The sequence below is a fragment of the Pseudomonas sp. B21-040 genome (assembly GCF_024748695.1).
GTDB lineage: Bacteria > Pseudomonadota > Gammaproteobacteria > Pseudomonadales > Pseudomonadaceae > Aquipseudomonas.
The window spans coordinates 1303065-1321293 of record NZ_CP087176.1 but is presented as its reverse complement, the minus strand read 5'-3'; the positions used below and the strand labels follow the sequence as shown (position 1 = coordinate 1321293).

The following is an 18229-nucleotide window of genomic DNA, read 5'->3' as shown; positions in this document are numbered from 1 at the left end:
TCGAACGCAGCCTCGCAAGCTCGACAGCTGCTACAAAGGCCGTGCGAGGCTAAGCCGATCCAGCGCTTCGCCGCTGCGCTTGAACCAGCCGATCAGGTAATCCGCCAGCACTTGAGTACGTTTTGGCAGCCCGCCCTGATACGGGTGAACCAGGTACATCGGCATACGCCGCGTCTGATAATCGCGCAGGAGCCAGCGCAAACGCCCGTCAGCCAATTCCGCCTGCAACAAGTAGGACGGCAAGCGGGCGATACCGGCGCCGGCCAGTGCCGCTTTCTTCAGCAAGCTGTAGTGATTGCTGGCAAACGGCCCCGACACCCGCACCCGCAACAGTTCGTGTTGCTGGTGATACAACCATTCTTCGCGACCGCTGTAATGGCTGTTGAGCAGGCAACGATGTTCGGCCAAGGCCTGGGGCGTTTGTGGCTCTCCATACTGTTCAAGATACGCCGGGCTGGCACAGGTCATTTCGTGCCAGGCCAGTAGCGGCCGGGCCACCAGGCGCTCGTCGTTACCCACCTCGGAGCGAATCGCCAGGTCGAAACCATCCCGGGACAAGTCGTGAAACTGGTTGTTCAGATCAAGCTCGATCTGCACGTCAGGGTACTTGCCGGAGAACTCCAGCAATAAGCCATCGAAGAACGTTTCTCCCAGCGATACCGGCACCGTCATACGCACCGGCCCTGCCATATCGTCCTTCAACCGTGCCAATGCCTGACGCGCCCTCTCCACTTGTACGACCAGCGCCTGAGCTTGCGGCAACAGCGCCGCCCCCGCTGCTGTCAGGCTCAAACGTCGAGTGGTGCGTTGCAACAGCACCACCGAAAACCGCGTCTCCAACAGGCTGATGCGCTTGGATAATTGGCCCTTGCTGCAACCCAGTTGCTGCGCCGCCAACGTGAAACTCCCGGCTTCAATCAATACCGCAAACGCCGCCAGATCATCCATCTCACTCATGGATTGTTTCCATTTGAAAACCAAAGGTTGCCTATTAGTGCGCTTATCAACGAAAAAAACCACTCTAGACTGAGACCTCATTCAACCCATCGAGGAACAGCATGATGAAAATTCTATTGATCGGCGCAGGCGGCACCATCGGCTCGGCAGTCGACAAGGAACTGTCCCAGCGTCACGAGATCATTCGTATCGGTCGCAACAGTGGCGACTTTCAGGTGGACATCAGCGACAGCGCCTCGATCCGCAAGCTGTTCGAACAGACCGGCAGGTTCGATGCCCTGATCTGCGCCGCCGGCAACGTTACCTTCGCACCGTTGAACGACATGACCGAAGAAAGCTTCGCGCTGGGCCTGAAAGACAAACTGATGGGCCAGGTCAATTTGGTGCTGATCGGCCGTGAGTTCGCCAACGATGGCGCCTCGTTCACCTTGACCACCGGCGTGCTCAGCCACGACCCGATTTACAGCGGCGCCTCGGCGGCGCTGGTCAACGGCGCGCTGGACAGCTTCGTCCGCGCCGCCGCCATCGAACTGCCCCGCGGCCTGCGCGTGAACTCGATCAGCCCGAATGTGCTGGTGGAAGCCATGGGCAAATACGCGCCTTACTTCCGTGGTTTCAAACCGGTTCCTGCAGCCGATGTGGCATTGTCTTACGCCAAAAGCGTGGAAGGCTTGCAGACAGGTCAGACTTTTCACGTCGGCTGAGCCGGTTCAGGCTCAATCAACTAACGTGGGCAAGAGGTCTTTGGCGATGGCTGTCGGGATGGACACTCTGAACTGCGAGCCCAAGACCGATTGCACTGTCGCCGTAGAAACCTTCCAACCATTGATCAATAGCGTCAATTTCTGGCCTATCGACTCACGGGTAATACGCTGCATACGCTCAGTTGCTTCAGGACTGAGCGTGACATTCATTTCAAATTCTGAATGAAGTCTGTCGTTGTCCTTCAATAACAACTCCATTCGAGTGAAGTCGGTTGCCGAAGACAAATTGATCTCGGCAGCCTGAGTGCCCGTGGCCCCCGTCATCACAATTAAAAACAACCAGAACTTCCAGCCCATTGCGTTCTTCATATCCGCTCCCTGTAAAAACGTGGCAGCTTACCTTTGGCACTCTGATACTCGGCATCGAAATCATTCACAAGATGTTGCCGGAAATCACCCTCTACTTTGTCTGAGAACAACTCCAGCCTTGTGATGAACGGTCAGGCTGAGTAACGTGACGGCACTTGTCTGGAGAGCCAAAGATGCGTGTTGCCCGTTCCTTAGTCCTTGTTGCCCTGCTGCCGCTGTTTGCCGCCTGTCAGTTGTTTGATGGCCCGCGTGAAAGCGCCTCCCACGTGGGCCAGACCCGCATGCAGGGCCAGTTGACGGCGGCGGGCGGCAACTTGCTGTTCCAGCCATGCAATGAACAGCGCAGTTATGTGGTCAACGACACCGGCGGCACCAGCGTTCTGCAACAGGCCGCGTCCCTGGCTGATAAACAGGGCAAGTTGTTCGCCGATGTGCGTGGGCGCATTGTGGCCAGTGGTGCCGAGAGTCGCCTCGATCTGGAACAGCTCTACCGCGTCGAGCGCTCGGGCACGGCGTGTGACGATCCCAATTTCAAACTGCTGATTTTGCGCGCGGCCGGCCACTCGCCAGAGTGGAGCGTCAAAGTCAGCGGTAAAGGCATGGTGATTGATCGCGCCGGTCAACCGCCTCTGGCCCTACCGTACGTGGAAGAACAACTGGGCGATGGCCGTTTCAACCTCGGCACCGAAGCCAATAACCAGCACATCGAACTGTGGGTCACGCCGCAACGTTGCGTCGACAGCACCACCGGCAGCGTCCAGCACATGAGCGCAGAACTGCGCATCAATGGTCAGGTACAGCGCGGTTGCGCGTATTTCGGCGGTTCGCGTAACGACTGATCGTTTAAGCCTCACGGGAATCTCCTTTGGGGCTTATAATCACCGGTTTCAAACGCCTTGGCGCAGTTGTGCGCCCCGCGAACCGGGTCCTGCCATGTTACGAATCACCGAACTCAAGTTGCCGATCGACCATCCCGAAGAAGACCTGCGCCCTGCCATCGTGCAGCGCCTGGGCATCGCCAGTGATGACCTGCTCGATTTCACCTTGTTCAAGCGCAGCTACGATGCGCGAAAAAAGTCCTCCGAACTGTGCTTCATCTACACCATCGACCTCACCGCCAAGGATGAGGCGACACTGCTGCACAGGTTCGCCGATGACCGTAACGTCAACGTGGCGCCGGATGTCAGTTACAAAGTGGTCGGCCAGGCACCGGCCGATTTGCAGCAACGCCCCGTGGTTGTGGGTTTCGGGCCGTGCGGGATTTTCGCCGGGCTGTTGCTCGCGCAAATGGGCTTCAAGCCGATCATCCTCGAACGTGGCACCGAAGTGCGCCAGCGCACCAAGGACACCTGGGGCCTGTGGCGTAAAAGCGTGCTCAACCCTGAATCCAACGTCCAGTTCGGTGAAGGCGGCGCAGGGACGTTCTCCGACGGCAAGCTCTACAGCCAAATCAAAGACCCGAAATTCATCGGCCGTAAAGTGCTGCACGAGTTCGTCAAGGCCGGCGCCCCGGAAGAGATTCTCTACGTCAGCAAGCCACACATCGGTACGTTCCGTCTGACTGGCGTAGTGGAAAACATGCGTGAGCAGATTCGCGCACTGGGCGGCGAAGTCCGCTTCCAGCAACGTGTCACCGATGTGTTGATCGAGGATGGCCAACTGGTCGGCGTCGAGCTAAATGGCGGCGAGCAGATCCACTCCAAACACGTGATTCTGGCCCTCGGCCACAGCGCCCGGGACACCTTCCGCATGCTCCACGGCCGTGGCGTGTTCATGGAAGCCAAGCCGTTCTCGGTGGGTTTCCGCATTGAACACCCGCAGTCGCTGATTGACCGCGCGCGGTTGGGCAAGTATGCCGGCCACCCGAAACTCGGGGCTGCCGACTACAAACTGGTGCACCACGCCAAGAACGGCCGCTCGGTCTACAGCTTCTGCATGTGCCCGGGCGGCACCGTGGTCGCGGCGACGTCCGAGCCCAATCGCGTGGTCACCAATGGCATGAGCCAGTACTCGCGTAACGAGCGCAATGCCAACTCCGGGATCGTCGTCGGCATTACCCCGGAAGTTGATTATCCGGGCGGCCCGCTGGCCGGTATCGAGTTGCAGGAACGCCTGGAATCCCACGCTTTTGTGCTGGGCGGCAGCAACTACGAAGCACCGGCGCAACTGGTCGGCGACTTTATCGCCGGCAAGCCGTCCACCGAACTGGGCAGTGTCGAACCCTCCTACAAGCCAGGCGTTGCCCTGGGTGATTTGGCCCTGGCCTTGCCGGAATTCGCCATCGAGGCGATTCGTGAGGCGTTGCCAGCGTTCGAGAAGCAGATCCGCGGTTACTCGCTGCATGACGCCGTATTGACCGGCATCGAGACACGCACCTCGTCACCGTTGCGCATTACCCGTAACGAGTCGATGCAGAGCCTGAACGTGAAGGGCTTGTTTCCGGCGGGTGAAGGCGCGGGTTATGCGGGCGGGATTCTGTCGGCGGGTGTGGATGGCATTCGCATCGCCGAAGCCGTGGCCCGCGACATTCTCGGCCTGGAAGCCTGATACAGATCTCCCTGCAGGAGCGAGCCTGCTCGCGATGGCGGATTATCATTCAACAGAGATGTTGACTATTCTACCGCCCTCGCGAGCAGGCTCACTCCTACAAGGGATCTTCGGTGTTTGAAGATCAGATATTGGCGCGCAACACGCTGGCCGGCAGCGGCTCACCGCGCTCGACACTCGCCGCCACGGTAGCCATCAAGCCACTCAACTCATACCCCTGGCCCTTGAGCCAATCCTGATCGTAATAGGTGGTGGCATAACGCTCGCCACCATCGCACAGAATCGCCACGATCGATCCCGACTCCCCCGCCGCGACCATCTGCTGCGCCGCCATCAGGGCGCCGATCAGATTGGTCCCGCTCGATCCGCCAACCCGTCGCCCCAGGCGCTGTGCCAGGTAGTGCATGGCCGCCAGCGACAACGCGTCCGGCACTTTGACCATGGCATCAATCACCTTGGGCAGGAACGATGCTTCCACCCGAGGCCGGCCGATGCCTTCGATCCGCGAACCGCACTCCAGGCGCAGGCTGGCATCACCCGTCTGGTAGTAATCGAAGAACACCGAACGCTCGGCATCGGCGCACAGCACGCGGGTGCAATGCTGGCGATAACGCACGTAACGACCCAGCGTTGCGGTTGTACCACCCGTGCCAGGGCTGGAAATCAGCCAGCTCGGCTCGGGGTGCTGCTCGAAACGCATCTGGTGGAAGATCGATTCCGCAATGTTGTTGTTCGCTCGCCAGTCAGTGGCGCGTTCGGCGTAGGTGAACTGGTCGATGAAATGACCATCATGCTCTCGCGCCAGCCGTTCGGACTCGGCGTAGATCTGAGTCGGGTCGTCGACCAGATGACTCTTGCCGCCATAGAAAGCAATTTGCGCGATTTTTTCCTTGGAGGTGGTCGCCGGCATCACCGCAATGAACGGCAGTCCCAGCAAACTGGCGAAATACGCCTCGGAAATTGCCGTCGAACCGCTGGACGCCTCGATCACCGGTGCACCGGGCTTGAGCCAGCCGTTACACAGCGCATACAGAAACAGCGAGCGCGCCAGGCGATGTTTCAGGCTGCCGGTGGGGTGGCTGGATTCATCCTTGAAATACAGTTCGATGCCCGGAAAACCCGGCAGCGGCAAGGGGATCAGGTGGGTATCGGCGCTGCGCTGGAAGTCCGCTTCAATGATCCGGATAGCTTCGCGGGCCCACTGTCGATTGTCGCTCATGATGGTTTTCTCGTGGAGTCAGGCAAAAGTCGGCCTTTGCGTAAGGCCTATCCCTCGAAGCTTAGGAAAAAACCTACATCACGCACAGGTACAGCTGAGGCCCAATACGGCCGACAACTGCTAGGCTCAAGTCCGGCCCCGTCCTCCACCTTGTTACGCCATATAACAAAAAAGAATATAACTTTTGTTTTAACAACTAACAGTACGGGTTAGGGTGTGCCACCTTTTGAATTCATCGATGGAGAGCGACCTTGCCTCTGCGTAGCACTTTCACGCGTTTCTTTCAGTTGGAAGCTGCCAGCGGTCTGTTACTGATCGCCGCGGCAGCCCTGGCTTTAATCATCAACAACTCGTCCCTGTCGTGGCTCTATAGCGGGCTGCTGGACACCCCTGTCGTCGCTCAGATCGGCGCGCTGAAAATCGCCAAACCGTTGCTGCTGTGGATCAACGACGGTCTGATGGCGATGTTCTTCCTGCTGATCGGCCTGGAAGTCAAACGCGAAGTCCTCGACGGCCAGTTGTCGCAGCCCTCGCAAATCGTCCTGCCGGGCGCCGCTGCCATTGGCGGGATGGTCGTGCCGGCGCTGGTCTACTGGTTCTTGAACCGTGACGACCCGACCGCCTTGGGCGGCTGGGCCATCCCGATGGCCACCGACATTGCCTTTGCCCTCGGCGTGCTCGCCTTGCTGGGCAAGCGGGTACCGGTGTCGCTGAAGTTGTTCCTGATGACCCTGGCGATCATTGACGACCTGGGCGCGATCATCGTCATCGCCATCTTCTATTCTGGCACGCTGTCGACGCTGTCCCTGGCACTGGCTGCCGCCTGCATCATCGCGTTGATCACCATGAACCGACTCGGTGTGGTGAAGCTCGGGCCGTACATGATCATCGGTTTGATTCTCTGGGTCTGTGTGCTCAAGAGCGGCGTCCACGCAACACTCGCCGGTGTGACGTTGGCGTTCTGTATTCCGCTGCGCACCAAAAACGCCGAGCCTTCACCGCTGCTGACCCTTGAACACGCCCTGCACCCGTGGGTGGCTTACGGCATCCTGCCGCTGTTCGCCTTCGCCAACGCCGGCTTGTCCCTGAGCGGCATCACCGTTGAAAGCTTTACCCACCATGTGCCGATGGGCATCGCGATTGGCCTGTTGCTGGGTAAAACGGTGGGCGTTTTCGGCCTGACCTGGCTGGCCGTGAAAATCGGCATTGCCACCCTGCCCCAAGGTGCGAACTGGGGCCAGGTGCTGGGTGTGGCGATGCTCTGCGGGATTGGTTTCACCATGAGTCTGTTTGTCGGTTCCCTGGCATTCGAACCAGGCGTCAGTGACTACGCCGGGATGGACCGGATGGGCATCTTGACCGGCTCGATTCTGGCCGCACTGATCGGATACGCGGTGACGGCAATGGCCAGTCGCAAGAGCGCCGTTCTGCAATCCTGAGAAAGCGAACAGTCCTGTCGACATTCAGGACTCGTCCTACAGCCACCATCAACCTCCTTCGTTAACGTCGCACAGCTCCTTTTTCGGGAGCTGTCGACGGACGAACGCAAGGAAGCTCAGTGGCTGGCAACAAGGAAGTTCCCAGGGTTAAAAACCCACCCTCCGGTGACGGTCATCACGTCACCCACCGCTTCATGACGGATACTGAACTGGCCGAGCGGGATGCACGACAATCCGCTTACGACGCCATGCTCGCCCGCCAGCAAGCCTTTGAAGATCGCCTTCAAGGCTCGGCGAAAAAGGACGAAACCGTTCGCGCCGGATGCGTCTTCGCCAAGTCCTGCAACTTGCCGGACGCCATCATCGACTACTCGAATCCCTCGGGCGTCGTCCCCACCGACAGCCTCAAGGATTACGGTGAAATCGCCTGGCTTGGCGCTCGTGACGTAGGCGATGCCGGGCTACTGAATCTCGAAACCATCAGTGGCAGTACCCTCTCACTCGGCATTGGCCGGCTCGCCCTTGGCGCCCCCATTCTTGCTACTCCGGTCCTGGGCCTTGGCGCTGCCGGCGCCGCGACATTGGCCGGTGTTGTTGCCTTGTTCTGGACCCCGAGCCTGGGTGACAGCGCGCTGTATACCGAAGACCAACTGCGTGCCCTGAAACAGGCCAGAACCCGCGTTCGATTGCAGGTCGAGCAACAGGCTGATGGCAGTCTCAAGGGCTACGGGTTCTACACCGGCAAAAACCGCGAATGGGAAATGGTGGATGTCGTGCAGTTCACACTGCGCGGCAGTCAGCAGGTGGCGGATCTCGGGGACGGTGTTGAGCTGATCTGGACACCGGCTGTGGATGGTTCAGACATCCTTGGCATTCCTGCGCTGGAGGCCGCACCGCAAGCGCCGCACATTTGGGTGTATCCGCCTACGCCGGCGGCGGACAGCATTATCGTGAACCCGATGTATCCGCCTGAGTACAAGGATTTCATTCTTGTGTTTCCGGTGGGGTCGGGGGTGAAGCCGTTATACGTGGTGGTGGCAAGGCCTATCAGTGGTGACCACAGCTATCATCCCCCACCAAAAACTCTACCGGCATTCCCCGACGCGATTCCGGTTCAGACTAAAGGAAATCGAAAACGGTGGGAAAGTAAGAAGCGCATTTATGAGTGGGATTACCAACATGGCGCCGTCGAAGTGTACAACTGGGCAGGGGATCACTTAGGGGAGTTTGATGCAAAAACTGGCAAACAGACCGGAAAAGCAAAACCTGAAAGACGGACATCAACGAAGTAATGATGAGGGACAAGAATGATATTTATCGCGATCAGTGGATTTTTCCCGGAGCCGAATCCCGACAATTCGTTGCAATATGAAAAGGATGTGCCGCAAGTCTTAGAGGCTGCAGTTTTGAAAGTCATGGGCTGGTCAACCTTGCGGGATGTGCCTATGGGTGAGCACTCACTCTCTCCCGATCAAGCCAGCGTGATTATGAATTTGGTGGGGGATCCCTTACGAGAGGACCTGACGTACTACATGGGACTTTGTAGCCAAGACTAGTGGCATCGAACCAGCCACAGCGGGAAGCACAGACACAAAAAACCCCGACCAGTCACCTGATCGGGGTTTTTTTTACCCGTTCCTGCTTAGTGCGAAACGCGGCTAGTCCCGTCAACAGTCGCAATCCGTACCCGCTCACCTACGCGGAATACTTCATTCTCCTGAACCTGCTGAACATAGGCGCGCATGCTGCCGTCGTCTTCGCGAACAGTGATTTCTACGCCTTGAGTACGAGTCAGGCCTTCTTCAGCTGCCGAACCCACCAGGCCGCCGGCGACTGCGCCGATAACAGCAGCAACGATGCTGCCTTTGCCGCCACCGATGGAGCTCCCGCCAACGCCGCCGACCGCTGCACCGGCGAGGCCGCCGATCGGGGTTTTGGTGCCTTCGATTTTCACCGGACGCAGCGCTTCGATGGTGCCCATGCGAATCGTTTGAACACGACGCGCTTCATCACGGGAGTAGGAGTCACCGGTCAGGCTCGATTGGCAGCCAGTGAGTAACATCGCCATCGTGGAAAAGGAAGCAACCAACAAAACAGACTTACGCATAGCATCAACTCCAAAAGACAGGTATTCATTAAACTCCGCAGCTTGACGCCTGTCACGGCATCGCCCGGATAAAAATGGTTTGATTCAGGCCCGGTACAGGCGCTACCACGAACTCACCACACAGTAGCGGCATTATCCGGAATCTGCGCCGCTGCCCCAAGGATTGTCATGGATTACTTCATCATCGTCGTCACTACCGTCGCAGGTCTGTATTTCCACTGGTGGTTGTACGTGCGGATAAAGCGCTGGATGGACCGCGATCTGGCGTTGGCCCTGGCGGGTAAAGACGAGCAGAAAAAAGCTTTCATGCTCCAGCAACTGGCGAACGCTCAGGCGCAGAAGATCAAGCGCCGGGACCTGCCGCAGTGGCTTGAGGCCGCTGCGGAAGGCTATCACGATCGGTAGACTGTTTCAGGGTGCCAGACGTTCAAGAATCCAGTCGGCGCCCTGTAAGCGGTAGTTGAGGCGGTCATGCAGACGGCTTGCGCGGCCTTGCCAGAACTCGATGCGCTCCGGCAGCAAGCGATAACCACCCCAGTGATCCGGACAATGCGGTGCCGTGTCGCTGAAACGTTGCTCGGTGTTCTTGAGCAGCGCCTCCAGTTCCGCACGATCAGCAATCACCCGACTCTGCGGTGATGCCCAGGCACCGAGCCGACTGCCCAGCGGACGAACCTGGAAATACGCATCAGACTCTTCAGGCGAAACCTTCACCACCCGACCTTCGATACGCACCTGGCGCTCCAGGGCCGGCCAGAAAAAGGTCATGGCCGCGAACGGATTCGCCGCCAGATGCTGACCCTTGGCACTTTCGTAGTTGGTGAAGAACGTAAAGCCCTGCTCGTCCAGGCCTTTGAGCAACAGAATGCGGCAATGTGGCCGACCGTCCTGATCGACGGTCGCCAAGGTCATGGCGTTCGCCTCCACCGGCACCTGCTCGGTTTTCACCGCATCGGCAAACCATTGGTGGAACAGCCCGAACGGCTCTGCCGGTGCTTGAGCCTCGGTCAGGCCATCACGGGTGTAGTCACGACGCATATCAGCCAGGCGCTGGGTCATGGCGCATTCCTTTTGGTTAACGAATCACTTTTTAGTGGCGTCTGCGGTGACGGCGACTTTCTTGGTGTCGGCAGCTGCTTTGGCCGGTGTCGTTTTCTTCGCCGGCGTTGCGGTTTTAGCTGGCGCTTTCTTGGCAGTGGCTTTATGGGCCGGAGCCTTTTTAGTGGCAGGCACAGTCGCTTTTTTCGCGGCTGGCGCAGGAGTGACCGGTGTGGCCACAGGCTTGATGTCCTTGGCCGCGATCATGGTCACTGGCGCAGGGGCCGGCATGTTGTACTTGCTCAACAGCGCCACCATGGTGTTTTGCGGGGTCACCAGCAATTCCACGCGACGATTCAAGGCACGGCCTTCGACGCTGTCGTTGGCGGCACGCGGGGCTTCACCGCCCATGCCGCGCAGCATCAGGCGATCACGCTGCAAACCGCTGAGACGGAAAATCGCGGCTACCGCTTGTGCACGCTCCTGGCTCAGTTTCACGTTGGCCGGTGCAGCACCCGACGTATCACTGTGACCGAGTACCAGCACGGCAGTTTTTGGGTCGACCTCGAGGATTTTCGCAACACGCGTGAACGGGCCGAGGGTGACCGGCAGCAGCATGGCAGGACGGTCCGGGTTGAAGGAGCCTTCTACCGGCGCGATCACCACCAACACGTTTTCACGGCGTTCAAGTTTCAGGTTGCTGTCCTTGATCGCTTCACGCAGGCGCGGCTCGTAATCGTCGAGCCAGGCCTGGGTGACTTTAGGGTCTGGCATCGGTACGGCTTTGGCGCCGCTCTGCTCCTTACCACCGAACGGCCACCACCAACTGTTACCCGTCTCAGCCTTGGCCACCTGGGTCGGTTTGGCTTCAGGTTTCACTTCCGGCTTTACAGCAGCCTTGTCGACAGCGTCATCGGAACCGAACGGCCAGTACCAAGGGCTGGTGCTTTCGGCTTTGGCAACCGGGGCCGTGGCAGCAGGTTTGAGTGGGACTGGAGCCGGAGTCGGTTCTTTAGCGGCGACTTTGTCGGAGGAGCCGAACGACCACCAGCTACCGCCATCGGAATCACTTTTTGGTGTCTGTGCACAACCGGTGATAGCAAAGCACAGGGCCAGGGCGAGGGTTTGTTTGGATGACATTGGATATCCACAAATATGAAGTAATGAAAAGTCAGACCGAACCGGCCTGCACAAACTGACGCTTTGAAGCCGAAAACACTGTCGGGTTCCGGTTGCGGAACCCTCGAGCGGGTTTTACAGACAAGTGGCCAATACTCGCGCAAGCTTTTGCGCGCGTGGATCCATCAAGACGTACGGCCCCAGGGTATTTGTCACAAAGCCGAAGGCCACATCGTATTCCGGGTCGGCAAAGCCGATGGAGCCGCCAGCGCCCGGATGCCCGAACGCGCGCGGGCCGAGGCCGTAAGTCGCGTTAGGTACGTCCGGTTGATCGAGCATGCACCCCAGACCGAAGCGGGTCCGGGTCAATAAAGTCTTGTCTTCGCCAAGGCTGTGTTCGCGGGTCAGCTCCTCGAGCATTTCGCTTTCCAGCAGACTGCCGTCGAGCAGGCCGGCGTAGAAACCTGCCAGGCTACGAGCGTTGCCGTGACCGTTGGCGGCAGGTTGCTGCATGCGCCGCCACTCGGGCTTGTTGGTGCTGGTCATGATCGACGGCGGGTTGATGAAGGCACGCGTGGTCATGGCTGTCGGCTCGCGCAGGGTCACTTGCAGCAGGCGTTGGGCAGCGGCGTCGCCGACGTTCCCCTTGCCTCGGGCGATATGCGCCACGCGGTGGAATTCTTCATCGGCCAGGCCGACATGGAAATCCAGTCCCAAAGGCTTGGCCACACGCGCCACGATGGACTCGCCCGGCCCACGACCGTCGGCACGTCGCAGCAACTCGCCGACCAGCCAGCCGTAAGTGATCGCGGCGTATCCGTGGCCTTGGCCCGGCGTCCACCAAGGGGCTTCGGCCGCCAGGGCATCGACCATGGTTTGCCAGTCGTAAAGGGCTTCCGGGGGCAGCAATTCACGTAACGCTGGCAAGCCGGCTTGATGGCAGAGCAATTGACGCAGGGTTACGGATTCTTTGCCGGCCGCAGCAAATTCAGGCCAGTAACGCGCAACCGGGGCGTCCAGTTGCAGCTTGCCTTCGGCCACCAACTGCAGGGCCGTGACGGCGGTGAAGGTCTTGGTGCAGGAGAACAGGTTGGCGATGGTGTCGCTGTGCCAGGCTTCGCTGCCATCCTTGTCGGCGGTACCGGACCAGAGGTCGAGGACGGTTTCACCGCCGACCTGGATGCACAAGGCTGCGCCACGTTCCTGAGGATCGTCGAACAGCGCCGCGAACGCTTCGCGCACTGCTTCGAACTTGAGCTCGTAATGACCCTGAATCTGCACCCGCATTGCTCCCGGATATTCGCTATACAAAGTGGCCCGCATTGTTCCAGCCATTAGCCGTTTTGGGAACAGTGTTGGGCTGGGCGGTTACCTATTGAAATGACTCCCCACAGGAAGCCTCAGTGACCTTGTCCGGAATGCCCACCGGCGCCCTTGCCCGGGCCTTTGCCGGCCTCGGCCTTTCTGCCGCCTTCAGCATCGTGGCTGGCTTTGTCTGCCTCGGCCGCTTTGCCCAATTGATCCACCGTCGCCAGGTTGCTCTTGCGCACCGATTCGACAAAACCCTGGAACGGCAGATCGGTGATACCCACCAGCCCGAAGTGACCATTTTCGCCATCCAGCAAACGCCCGGTCACCGGTTGGTCGAGGAACTGGAACCAGTGCACGCCGACAATCGACGGTTCGCTCAACGCCTGTTTCAGGAAGTTCGCGTAGGCCGGCCCACGGTCTTCTTCCTTGGCCAATGGCGTCACGCCGCCCCAGAACGGGCCGCGATCCGCCGAGCCCACGTTGAACTCGGTGATCAACACCGGTTTGTCCAGACTGCGCAGTTTGGCGAAGTCATAACCGTCCTGCGGTTGCAGGGTGTACATGTTGAAGCTCAGCACATCGCAATACTGTGCGCAGGACTCCACGGCTTCCGGGGTGCTGACGGCGAAACGACCGCCCAGCAACAGCTGGTTCGGCGCGTGCCATTTGAGCGAGTCGGAGAGGGTCTTGAAGTAGGTATCCGCAAAAACTTTCTGGAAGTATTTGAAGTCGGCCTCGATTTCCGGGTGTTCGGCGCTCGGCAGCGGTGGCACGAAGCCTGGGTCTTCCATCAATTCCCAGGCCGGCAAGTCAATGCCCCAGGCTTTGGACAGACCGGCCTGATTGCGATACTTGTCGCGCAGTTGCTTGAGAAACGCGCGTTTGGCCGGCACGTCGGTGGTCATTTTCAAGGTGCCATAGGCCAAGGCGTAACGGGCTTTTGGATCGTCACCAGGACCAGCCCAGGCCAGTTCATTGTCGGCGTAGTAGCCGATCAGCCATGGATCGTCGCGATGGTCGCGGGCAGCAATGGCCACGGCGCGCTCGGTGGCCATGGCAAAACGCGGGTCGAACGGGTCGGGCATGCCGCCCCACCAGTCGGTGCCGGTACTGATACTGGCGTAATCGCCGACGATCGACAGCGGCAAGGTGTACGCCACGCGGTCGGCGTTGGCCAGCGCCGGGGCGCTCCAGTTGCCGACGGTGTTGAAGCCCCAGGCTTGCAGGCGATCAAGCGTGTGACTGGCCCAGCGTTGTTCATCAACCAGCGCTTTGCAGGGTTCGGCAGGTTTCTGCTCAATCGCTTTTGCGGCGGACGCATCAACAGCGTCGGCCTTGACGGCTTCGGCGACACCGGACTCGGCCGTCGAAGGCACGACGGGTTGCTCGGCAGCTCTGTCGGACGTGGCTTCTACCGCGTCAGCCTTGGCCGCTTGCGCGACACCTGCCTTGGTGTCGCTGCCCTGTGCGCAAGGTGCGCCGTACAGACGTTGCAGGTTGGCACCATAAAAGTCGTACCACTGGCCGGCGTTGTAGCCACGACCCTGATCGGCGCCGTTGCCGCCACGGTTATCGCCTTCGCCAAAGTGGCTGGCCAACGGCTCGTCGGGTTTTGGCAGGGACTCGAACATCCACTCCCGGCCGGCGACGTAAGTCTGGTTGACGTCCGGGGCAACGGTATTGACCCCAAGTGAATAGAACGGGTGCCCTTGCGGGGTCACCAGGTACCAGCGACCGTCACGCTTTTCGGTTCGAAAAAAACCGCTGGCCTTGAACGTCGGGCCTTTGGTCCAGCCACCAAACGTATCCAGGGAAGATTTTTCGCGCTCGGCCAGCCAGGTTTTCAGTTGTTGCTGTTCCTTGGCGGCGGCGCTTTTCAGTTGCTCATCGCTGCTGACCTTTTCTGGCCATTTGGCCCGTGTCGACTGGCCGTAAGCATCCACCAGTCCGCCATAAACGGCCCGTGTCACAGCCTCTCCGTCTTGCACACCAAAACGTTCCAGCAAGATGTTCTGCGCCACTTTCGGTTGATCCATCGACAAGGTCACCGACACCACTTGGCTGCGATCCAGGTCACCGGCGCTGCTGGCCAACAAAATGCGCTGCCCGTCGACCGTCATCGGCATCGGCGGCCCGGCTTTCATGCCCTGACTCAAGGGGGAGCTTGCCACCAGCGGCACCAGCAAGGTCTGCGCAGGGCCCGCCGGCAAATCGACACGACTGAACAGTGTCTTGCCGTCATTGCTCTGGATTTTCACGTACAGGGTCACGGCCCAGTCCATCGCGCTCTGAATCCGCAGGCTCATGACGCCCGACTGCGACCAGTCCCAGGCCCCCGTTTGCGGGGTCAAGCGCAAACTCGGCTGAGCCACCGGGTTGAACGTGACCCGGCGCAACACTTCGCCTTCGGCTGTTTGCTCCGCATTGGATTGCGGCAGGCTGGCATCCTGAGTCGCCACCTGGACCACGTCGGCAGGGCGGACAAAGTTGAATAGCGTCTGCTGGCCAGCAGGGGCCGCCAGCAAAGGGGCTGCGAACATCAGGGCAAATACAGCGGGTAACGAACGGCGAATCATAGGAACGTGGTTCTCCCTAACGACCTTCAATGGGCCAATGGAAAAGCGATGGCAGAGAGATAGACAACGCGGCGAGCAAATGTGCCCACCGGTGTATCAGGAAATTTCGCGGCGGAAGGGTGGCAACGCATTGAGGATGGCTTTGCCATAACGCTGGGTGACCAGACGCCGGTCGAGCAAGGTGATGGTGCCGCGGTCTTCCTCGGTACGCAGCAAACGACCGCAGGCCTGGACCAGTTTCAACGAGGCATCCGGCACGGAGATTTCCATGAACGGATTGCCGCCTCGCGCTTCGATCCATTCCGCCAACGCCGCTTCGACGGGATCGTCCGGCACCGAGAACGGAATCTTCGCAATTACCACGTGCTCGCAGTAAGCACCGGGCAAGTCGACGCCTTCTGCAAAACTCGCGAGGCCGAACAGCACACTGGAATCCCCGCCATCGACACGCGCCTTGTGCTTGTTCAACGTTTCCTGCTTCGACAGGTTGCCTTGAATGAACACTTGCTTGCGCCAGTCGCGGTCGAGGCCGTCGAACACGTCCTGCATCTGTTTGCGTGAGGAGAACAGCACCAGCGTGCCTCGCGAGCCTTCAACCAGGTCCGGCAAATCGCGAATGATCGCCGCCGTGTGGGCTGGCGCATCCCGTGGATCGGCTTTCAGGTCCGGCACCCGCAGCACGCCGGCATCGGCATGGTGGAACGGGCTCGGGACCACGGCGGTCACGGCTTTTTTAGGCAGGCCGGCGCGCATGCGGAAACGGTCGAACGTGCCGAGCGCAGTCAACGTCGCCGAGGTCACCAACGCGCCGTAAGCCACGTTCCACAGGTTGCGCCGGAGCATTTCCGCCGCAAGGATCGGGCTGGCATTGACCTCGATGTCAAACAGCGAACCGCTTTCGGCCAGCGTCAGCCAACGCGCCATGGGCGGATTGTCTTCCGGGTCTTCGGCGGTGAACGCGACCCACAATTCCCAATTGCCCGAGGAGCGCGACAACAAGCTGCCGAACAGTGGATACCACTCTTCGGCCTGATTACTGGCGATGCCGATGTTGACCTCGCCGTCCATGCCTTCCTTGAGCAACTCGGTGAGCCGGGTGAACAGGTCGGTCAGGCGGGCAAAGCCCTTCTTCAACTCGATGCCCATCTCGCGCATGTGCTCGGGAACCACCCCGCCGACGAAGCGGTGACGCGGCCGTTCCCGGCCTTCGACGTCTTCGCCCGGCTTGAAATCGGCAATCTGTTCACACGCGCTGAACATGAACTGCTGTTGGGTCTTGATCTCGCGGGCCAGTTCCGGCACTTGTTCGATCAGCTTGCCCAAGTCGCCCGGCAGCGGGTGCTGGGCCAGCAGTTTGGTGAGGTTTTTGGCGGTGGTTTCCAGCCAGTCGGCCGTGGAGCGCAGGCGCGTGTAATGGGCGAAGTGGCCGATGGCCTTGTCCGGCAGGTGATGACCTTCGTCGAAGACGTAGAGGGTGTCTCGTGGGTCGGGAAGCACCGCACCACCGCCCAGGGCCAGGTCAGCCAGCACCATGTCGTGGTTGGTCACGATGACGTCAACCTTGCCCATGCCTTCGCGGGCCTTGTAGAAGGCGCACTGGCCGAAGTTCGGGCAATGACGGTTGGTGCATTGGCTATGATCGGTGGTCAAGCGCGCCCAGTCGGCATCTTCCAGGGCGGTGGACCAACTGTCGCGGTCACCATCCCATTTATTGCCGGCGAGTTTTTCGATCATGCTGGTGAACAGCTTCTGACTGGCCTCGTCGACCTCGATCTTGAAGCCTTCTTCTTCGAACAACTGCGCGGTAGCGGTTTGCGCGTGACCTTCTTGCAGCAACATGTCGAGCTTGGACAGGCACATATAGCGCCCACGTCCCTTGGCCAATGCGAAGCTGAAATTCAGCCCGCTATTGCGCATCAGGTCGGGTAGATCCTTGTAGACGATCTGCTCTTGCAGGGCCACGGTGGCCGTGGCGATCACCAGGCGTTTGCCGGCAGCCTTGGCGGTAGGGATCGCCGCCAGGCTGTAGGCCACGGTTTTGCCGGTACCGGTGCCGGCTTCCACCGCGACAATCGCGGGGTCGCCACTGCGCCGGCCTTCGTCATCGGTGTCGATGTCCCCGAGGACCTTGGCAATTTCGGCGATCATCAGGCGTTGACCGTAGCGCGGCTTGAGGCTCTTGGCTTCGAGAAAACGCGAGTAGGCGCCCTGGATCGTGGTTTTGAGTTCGGTGCTGATCATGGATTGTCGGGCGCAAAAAACGCTGGATAAATTTTCAGTAGTTCGGTTCGGCCGCTATCATACCCCGCTAATGAATCCCGCGCAGAACGGAGTACCTCAATGACACCTTTTGGCATCGTTTATACCCTGCATGTCCTGTCCGCCCTAGTGTGGGTGGGCGGCATGTTTTTCGCCTGGATGGTCTTGCGTCCCGCTGCCGTGAAGGCGCTGGAAGGCCCCGCGCGGTTGAAGCTGTGGGTGGAAGTGTTCCAGGGTTTTTTCCGCTGGGTCTGGGTCGCGGTGGTGCTGTTGCCGATCAGTGGTGTCGGCATGATTCATCTGCAATTCGCCGGTTTCGAGGCCGCACCGCGCTATGTGCAGGTGATGATGGGGCTGTACGTGGTGATGACGGCGCTGTTTATCCGGATTCAGGCGTTGATGCTGCCGGAGTTGCGCACAGCGGTGACGGCACAGGATTGGCCGGCGGGTGCTGCGGTACTCGGAAGGATTCGACGGTTGGTGGGGATCAATTTGATCGTGGGTCTGTTGTTGGTGGCCATTGCCGCGGCCCGGCCGATGTTCTGAGTCGATCGTTCCCACGCTCTGCGTGGGAACGAGCAACC

At 59.8% G+C, this 18229-nt stretch carries 17 protein-coding genes; 8 read left to right on the top strand and 9 right to left on the bottom strand.

Features of this window, described 5'->3' with window-relative positions; genetic code table 11:
* Positions 1-30 precede the first annotated feature (30 nt).
* Positions 31-957: a LysR family transcriptional regulator gene (locus LOY55_RS05935; RefSeq protein WP_109788033.1), complete on the bottom strand. Its 927-nt coding sequence runs from the start codon at positions 955-957 to the stop codon at positions 31-33.
* Positions 958-1061: 104 nt separating this feature from the next.
* On the opposite strand from LOY55_RS05935, the gene LOY55_RS05930 reads away from it, so the two are divergent.
* The gene (locus LOY55_RS05930; RefSeq protein WP_109788032.1) at positions 1062-1661 is read left to right on the top strand and encodes a short chain dehydrogenase; all 600 of its coding nucleotides are present in this window, start codon (positions 1062-1064) and stop codon (positions 1659-1661) included.
* 12 nt (positions 1662-1673) lie between these two features.
* On the opposite strand, the gene LOY55_RS05925 is transcribed toward LOY55_RS05930, so the two are convergent.
* Entirely contained in the window at positions 1674-2030 is a 357-nt protein-coding gene (locus tag LOY55_RS05925) for a SecDF P1 head subdomain-containing protein (RefSeq protein WP_223523920.1), read from the bottom strand.
* A gap of 173 nt (positions 2031-2203) precedes the next feature.
* On the opposite strand from LOY55_RS05925, the gene LOY55_RS05920 reads away from it, so the two are divergent.
* Together LOY55_RS05920 and LOY55_RS05915 are read left to right on the top strand one after the other, a co-directional pair.
* A complete protein-coding gene (locus LOY55_RS05920; protein ID WP_109788030.1) occupies positions 2204-2869 on the top strand; it encodes a COG3650 family protein in 666 nt (221 codons plus the stop codon).
* 94 nt (positions 2870-2963) lie between these two features.
* Positions 2964-4577: an NAD(P)/FAD-dependent oxidoreductase gene (locus LOY55_RS05915; RefSeq protein WP_109788029.1), complete on the top strand. Its 1614-nt coding sequence runs from the start codon at positions 2964-2966 to the stop codon at positions 4575-4577.
* Between the two features lie 124 nt (positions 4578-4701).
* On the opposite strand, the gene LOY55_RS05910 is transcribed toward LOY55_RS05915, so the two are convergent.
* Entirely contained in the window at positions 4702-5799 is a 1098-nt protein-coding gene (locus tag LOY55_RS05910; protein WP_175649017.1) for a PLP-dependent cysteine synthase family protein, read from the bottom strand.
* Between the two features lie 248 nt (positions 5800-6047).
* Here LOY55_RS05910 and nhaA point away from each other — a divergent pair, with 248 nt between their 5' ends.
* The 3 genes from nhaA to LOY55_RS05895 all read left to right on the top strand — a co-directional run bounded on the left by nhaA (position 6048) and on the right by LOY55_RS05895 (position 8791).
* Positions 6048-7235, top strand: coding sequence for a Na+/H+ antiporter NhaA (gene nhaA, locus LOY55_RS05905; protein ID WP_223523919.1), 1188 nt, complete (start codon positions 6048-6050; stop codon positions 7233-7235).
* Between the two features lie 119 nt (positions 7236-7354).
* The gene (locus tag LOY55_RS05900; RefSeq protein WP_223523917.1) at positions 7355-8527 is read left to right on the top strand and encodes an S-type pyocin domain-containing protein; all 1173 of its coding nucleotides are present in this window, start codon (positions 7355-7357) and stop codon (positions 8525-8527) included.
* Between the two features lie 15 nt (positions 8528-8542).
* Entirely contained in the window at positions 8543-8791 is a 249-nt protein-coding gene (locus tag LOY55_RS05895) for a pyocin S6 family toxin immunity protein (protein WP_052961880.1), read from the top strand.
* 86 nt (positions 8792-8877) lie between these two features.
* On the opposite strand, the gene LOY55_RS05890 is transcribed toward LOY55_RS05895, so the two are convergent.
* A complete protein-coding gene (locus tag LOY55_RS05890) occupies positions 8878-9342 on the bottom strand; it encodes a glycine zipper 2TM domain-containing protein (protein ID WP_046029333.1) in 465 nt (154 codons plus the stop codon).
* A 168-nt stretch (positions 9343-9510) separates the two neighbouring features.
* Between LOY55_RS05890 and LOY55_RS05885 the strand changes: the two genes are divergently transcribed.
* Entirely contained in the window at positions 9511-9747 is a 237-nt protein-coding gene (locus LOY55_RS05885; protein WP_046029331.1) for a hypothetical protein, read from the top strand.
* 6 nt (positions 9748-9753) lie between these two features.
* Here the strand turns inward: LOY55_RS05885 and pdxH are convergent, their stop codons facing one another.
* The 5 genes from pdxH to dinG all read right to left on the bottom strand — a co-directional run bounded on the left by pdxH (position 9754) and on the right by dinG (position 17627).
* Positions 9754-10401 carry a pyridoxamine 5'-phosphate oxidase gene (pdxH, locus tag LOY55_RS05880; protein ID WP_223523915.1) on the bottom strand — a complete coding sequence of 216 codons (648 nt, stop codon included), beginning with the start codon at positions 10399-10401 and terminating at the stop codon, positions 9754-9756.
* 24 nt (positions 10402-10425) lie between these two features.
* Positions 10426-11520 carry an OmpA family protein gene (locus tag LOY55_RS05875; protein WP_223523914.1) on the bottom strand — a complete coding sequence of 365 codons (1095 nt, stop codon included), beginning with the start codon at positions 11518-11520 and terminating at the stop codon, positions 10426-10428.
* Between the two features lie 114 nt (positions 11521-11634).
* Positions 11635-12780, bottom strand: coding sequence for an EstA family serine hydrolase (locus tag LOY55_RS05870; RefSeq protein ID WP_046029641.1), 1146 nt, complete (start codon positions 12778-12780; stop codon positions 11635-11637).
* A gap of 119 nt (positions 12781-12899) precedes the next feature.
* Positions 12900-15386: a beta-galactosidase gene (locus tag LOY55_RS05865; protein WP_223523912.1), complete on the bottom strand. Its 2487-nt coding sequence runs from the start codon at positions 15384-15386 to the stop codon at positions 12900-12902.
* Positions 15387-15482: 96 nt separating this feature from the next.
* Positions 15483-17627 (bottom strand): ATP-dependent DNA helicase DinG, encoded by a 2145-nt coding sequence (gene dinG / locus LOY55_RS05860; RefSeq protein ID WP_109787991.1) that lies wholly within the window; start codon positions 17625-17627, stop codon positions 15483-15485.
* Between the two features lie 99 nt (positions 17628-17726).
* Between dinG and LOY55_RS05855 the strand changes: the two genes are divergently transcribed.
* A complete protein-coding gene (locus LOY55_RS05855; RefSeq protein WP_046029321.1) occupies positions 17727-18191 on the top strand; it encodes a CopD family protein in 465 nt (154 codons plus the stop codon).
* Positions 18192-18229 lie beyond the last annotated feature (38 nt).

What these genes read in the sequence shown, in the direction of transcription:
- LOY55_RS05935 (WP_109788033.1), bottom strand. Translation starts at nt 957, where the DNA reads ATGAGTGAGATGGATGATCTGGCGGCGTTTGCGGTATTGATTGAAGCC.
- LOY55_RS05930 (WP_109788032.1), top strand. Translation starts at nt 1,062, where the DNA reads ATGAAAATTCTATTGATCGGCGCAGGCGGCACCATCGGCTCGGCAGTC.
- LOY55_RS05925 (WP_223523920.1), bottom strand. Translation starts at nt 2,030, where the DNA reads ATGAAGAACGCAATGGGCTGGAAGTTCTGGTTGTTTTTAATTGTGATG.
- LOY55_RS05920 (WP_109788030.1), top strand. Translation starts at nt 2,204, where the DNA reads ATGCGTGTTGCCCGTTCCTTAGTCCTTGTTGCCCTGCTGCCGCTGTTT.
- LOY55_RS05915 (WP_109788029.1), top strand. Translation starts at nt 2,964, where the DNA reads ATGTTACGAATCACCGAACTCAAGTTGCCGATCGACCATCCCGAAGAA.
- LOY55_RS05895 (WP_052961880.1), top strand. Translation starts at nt 8,543, where the DNA reads ATGATATTTATCGCGATCAGTGGATTTTTCCCGGAGCCGAATCCCGAC.
- LOY55_RS05890 (WP_046029333.1), bottom strand. Translation starts at nt 9,342, where the DNA reads ATGCGTAAGTCTGTTTTGTTGGTTGCTTCCTTTTCCACGATGGCGATG.
- LOY55_RS05885 (WP_046029331.1), top strand. Translation starts at nt 9,511, where the DNA reads ATGGATTACTTCATCATCGTCGTCACTACCGTCGCAGGTCTGTATTTC.
- pdxH (WP_223523915.1), bottom strand. Translation starts at nt 10,401, where the DNA reads ATGACCCAGCGCCTGGCTGATATGCGTCGTGACTACACCCGTGATGGC.
- LOY55_RS05875 (WP_223523914.1), bottom strand. Translation starts at nt 11,520, where the DNA reads ATGTCATCCAAACAAACCCTCGCCCTGGCCCTGTGCTTTGCTATCACC.
- LOY55_RS05865 (WP_223523912.1), bottom strand. Translation starts at nt 15,386, where the DNA reads ATGATTCGCCGTTCGTTACCCGCTGTATTTGCCCTGATGTTCGCAGCC.
- dinG (WP_109787991.1), bottom strand. Translation starts at nt 17,627, where the DNA reads ATGATCAGCACCGAACTCAAAACCACGATCCAGGGCGCCTACTCGCGT.
- LOY55_RS05855 (WP_046029321.1), top strand. Translation starts at nt 17,727, where the DNA reads ATGACACCTTTTGGCATCGTTTATACCCTGCATGTCCTGTCCGCCCTA.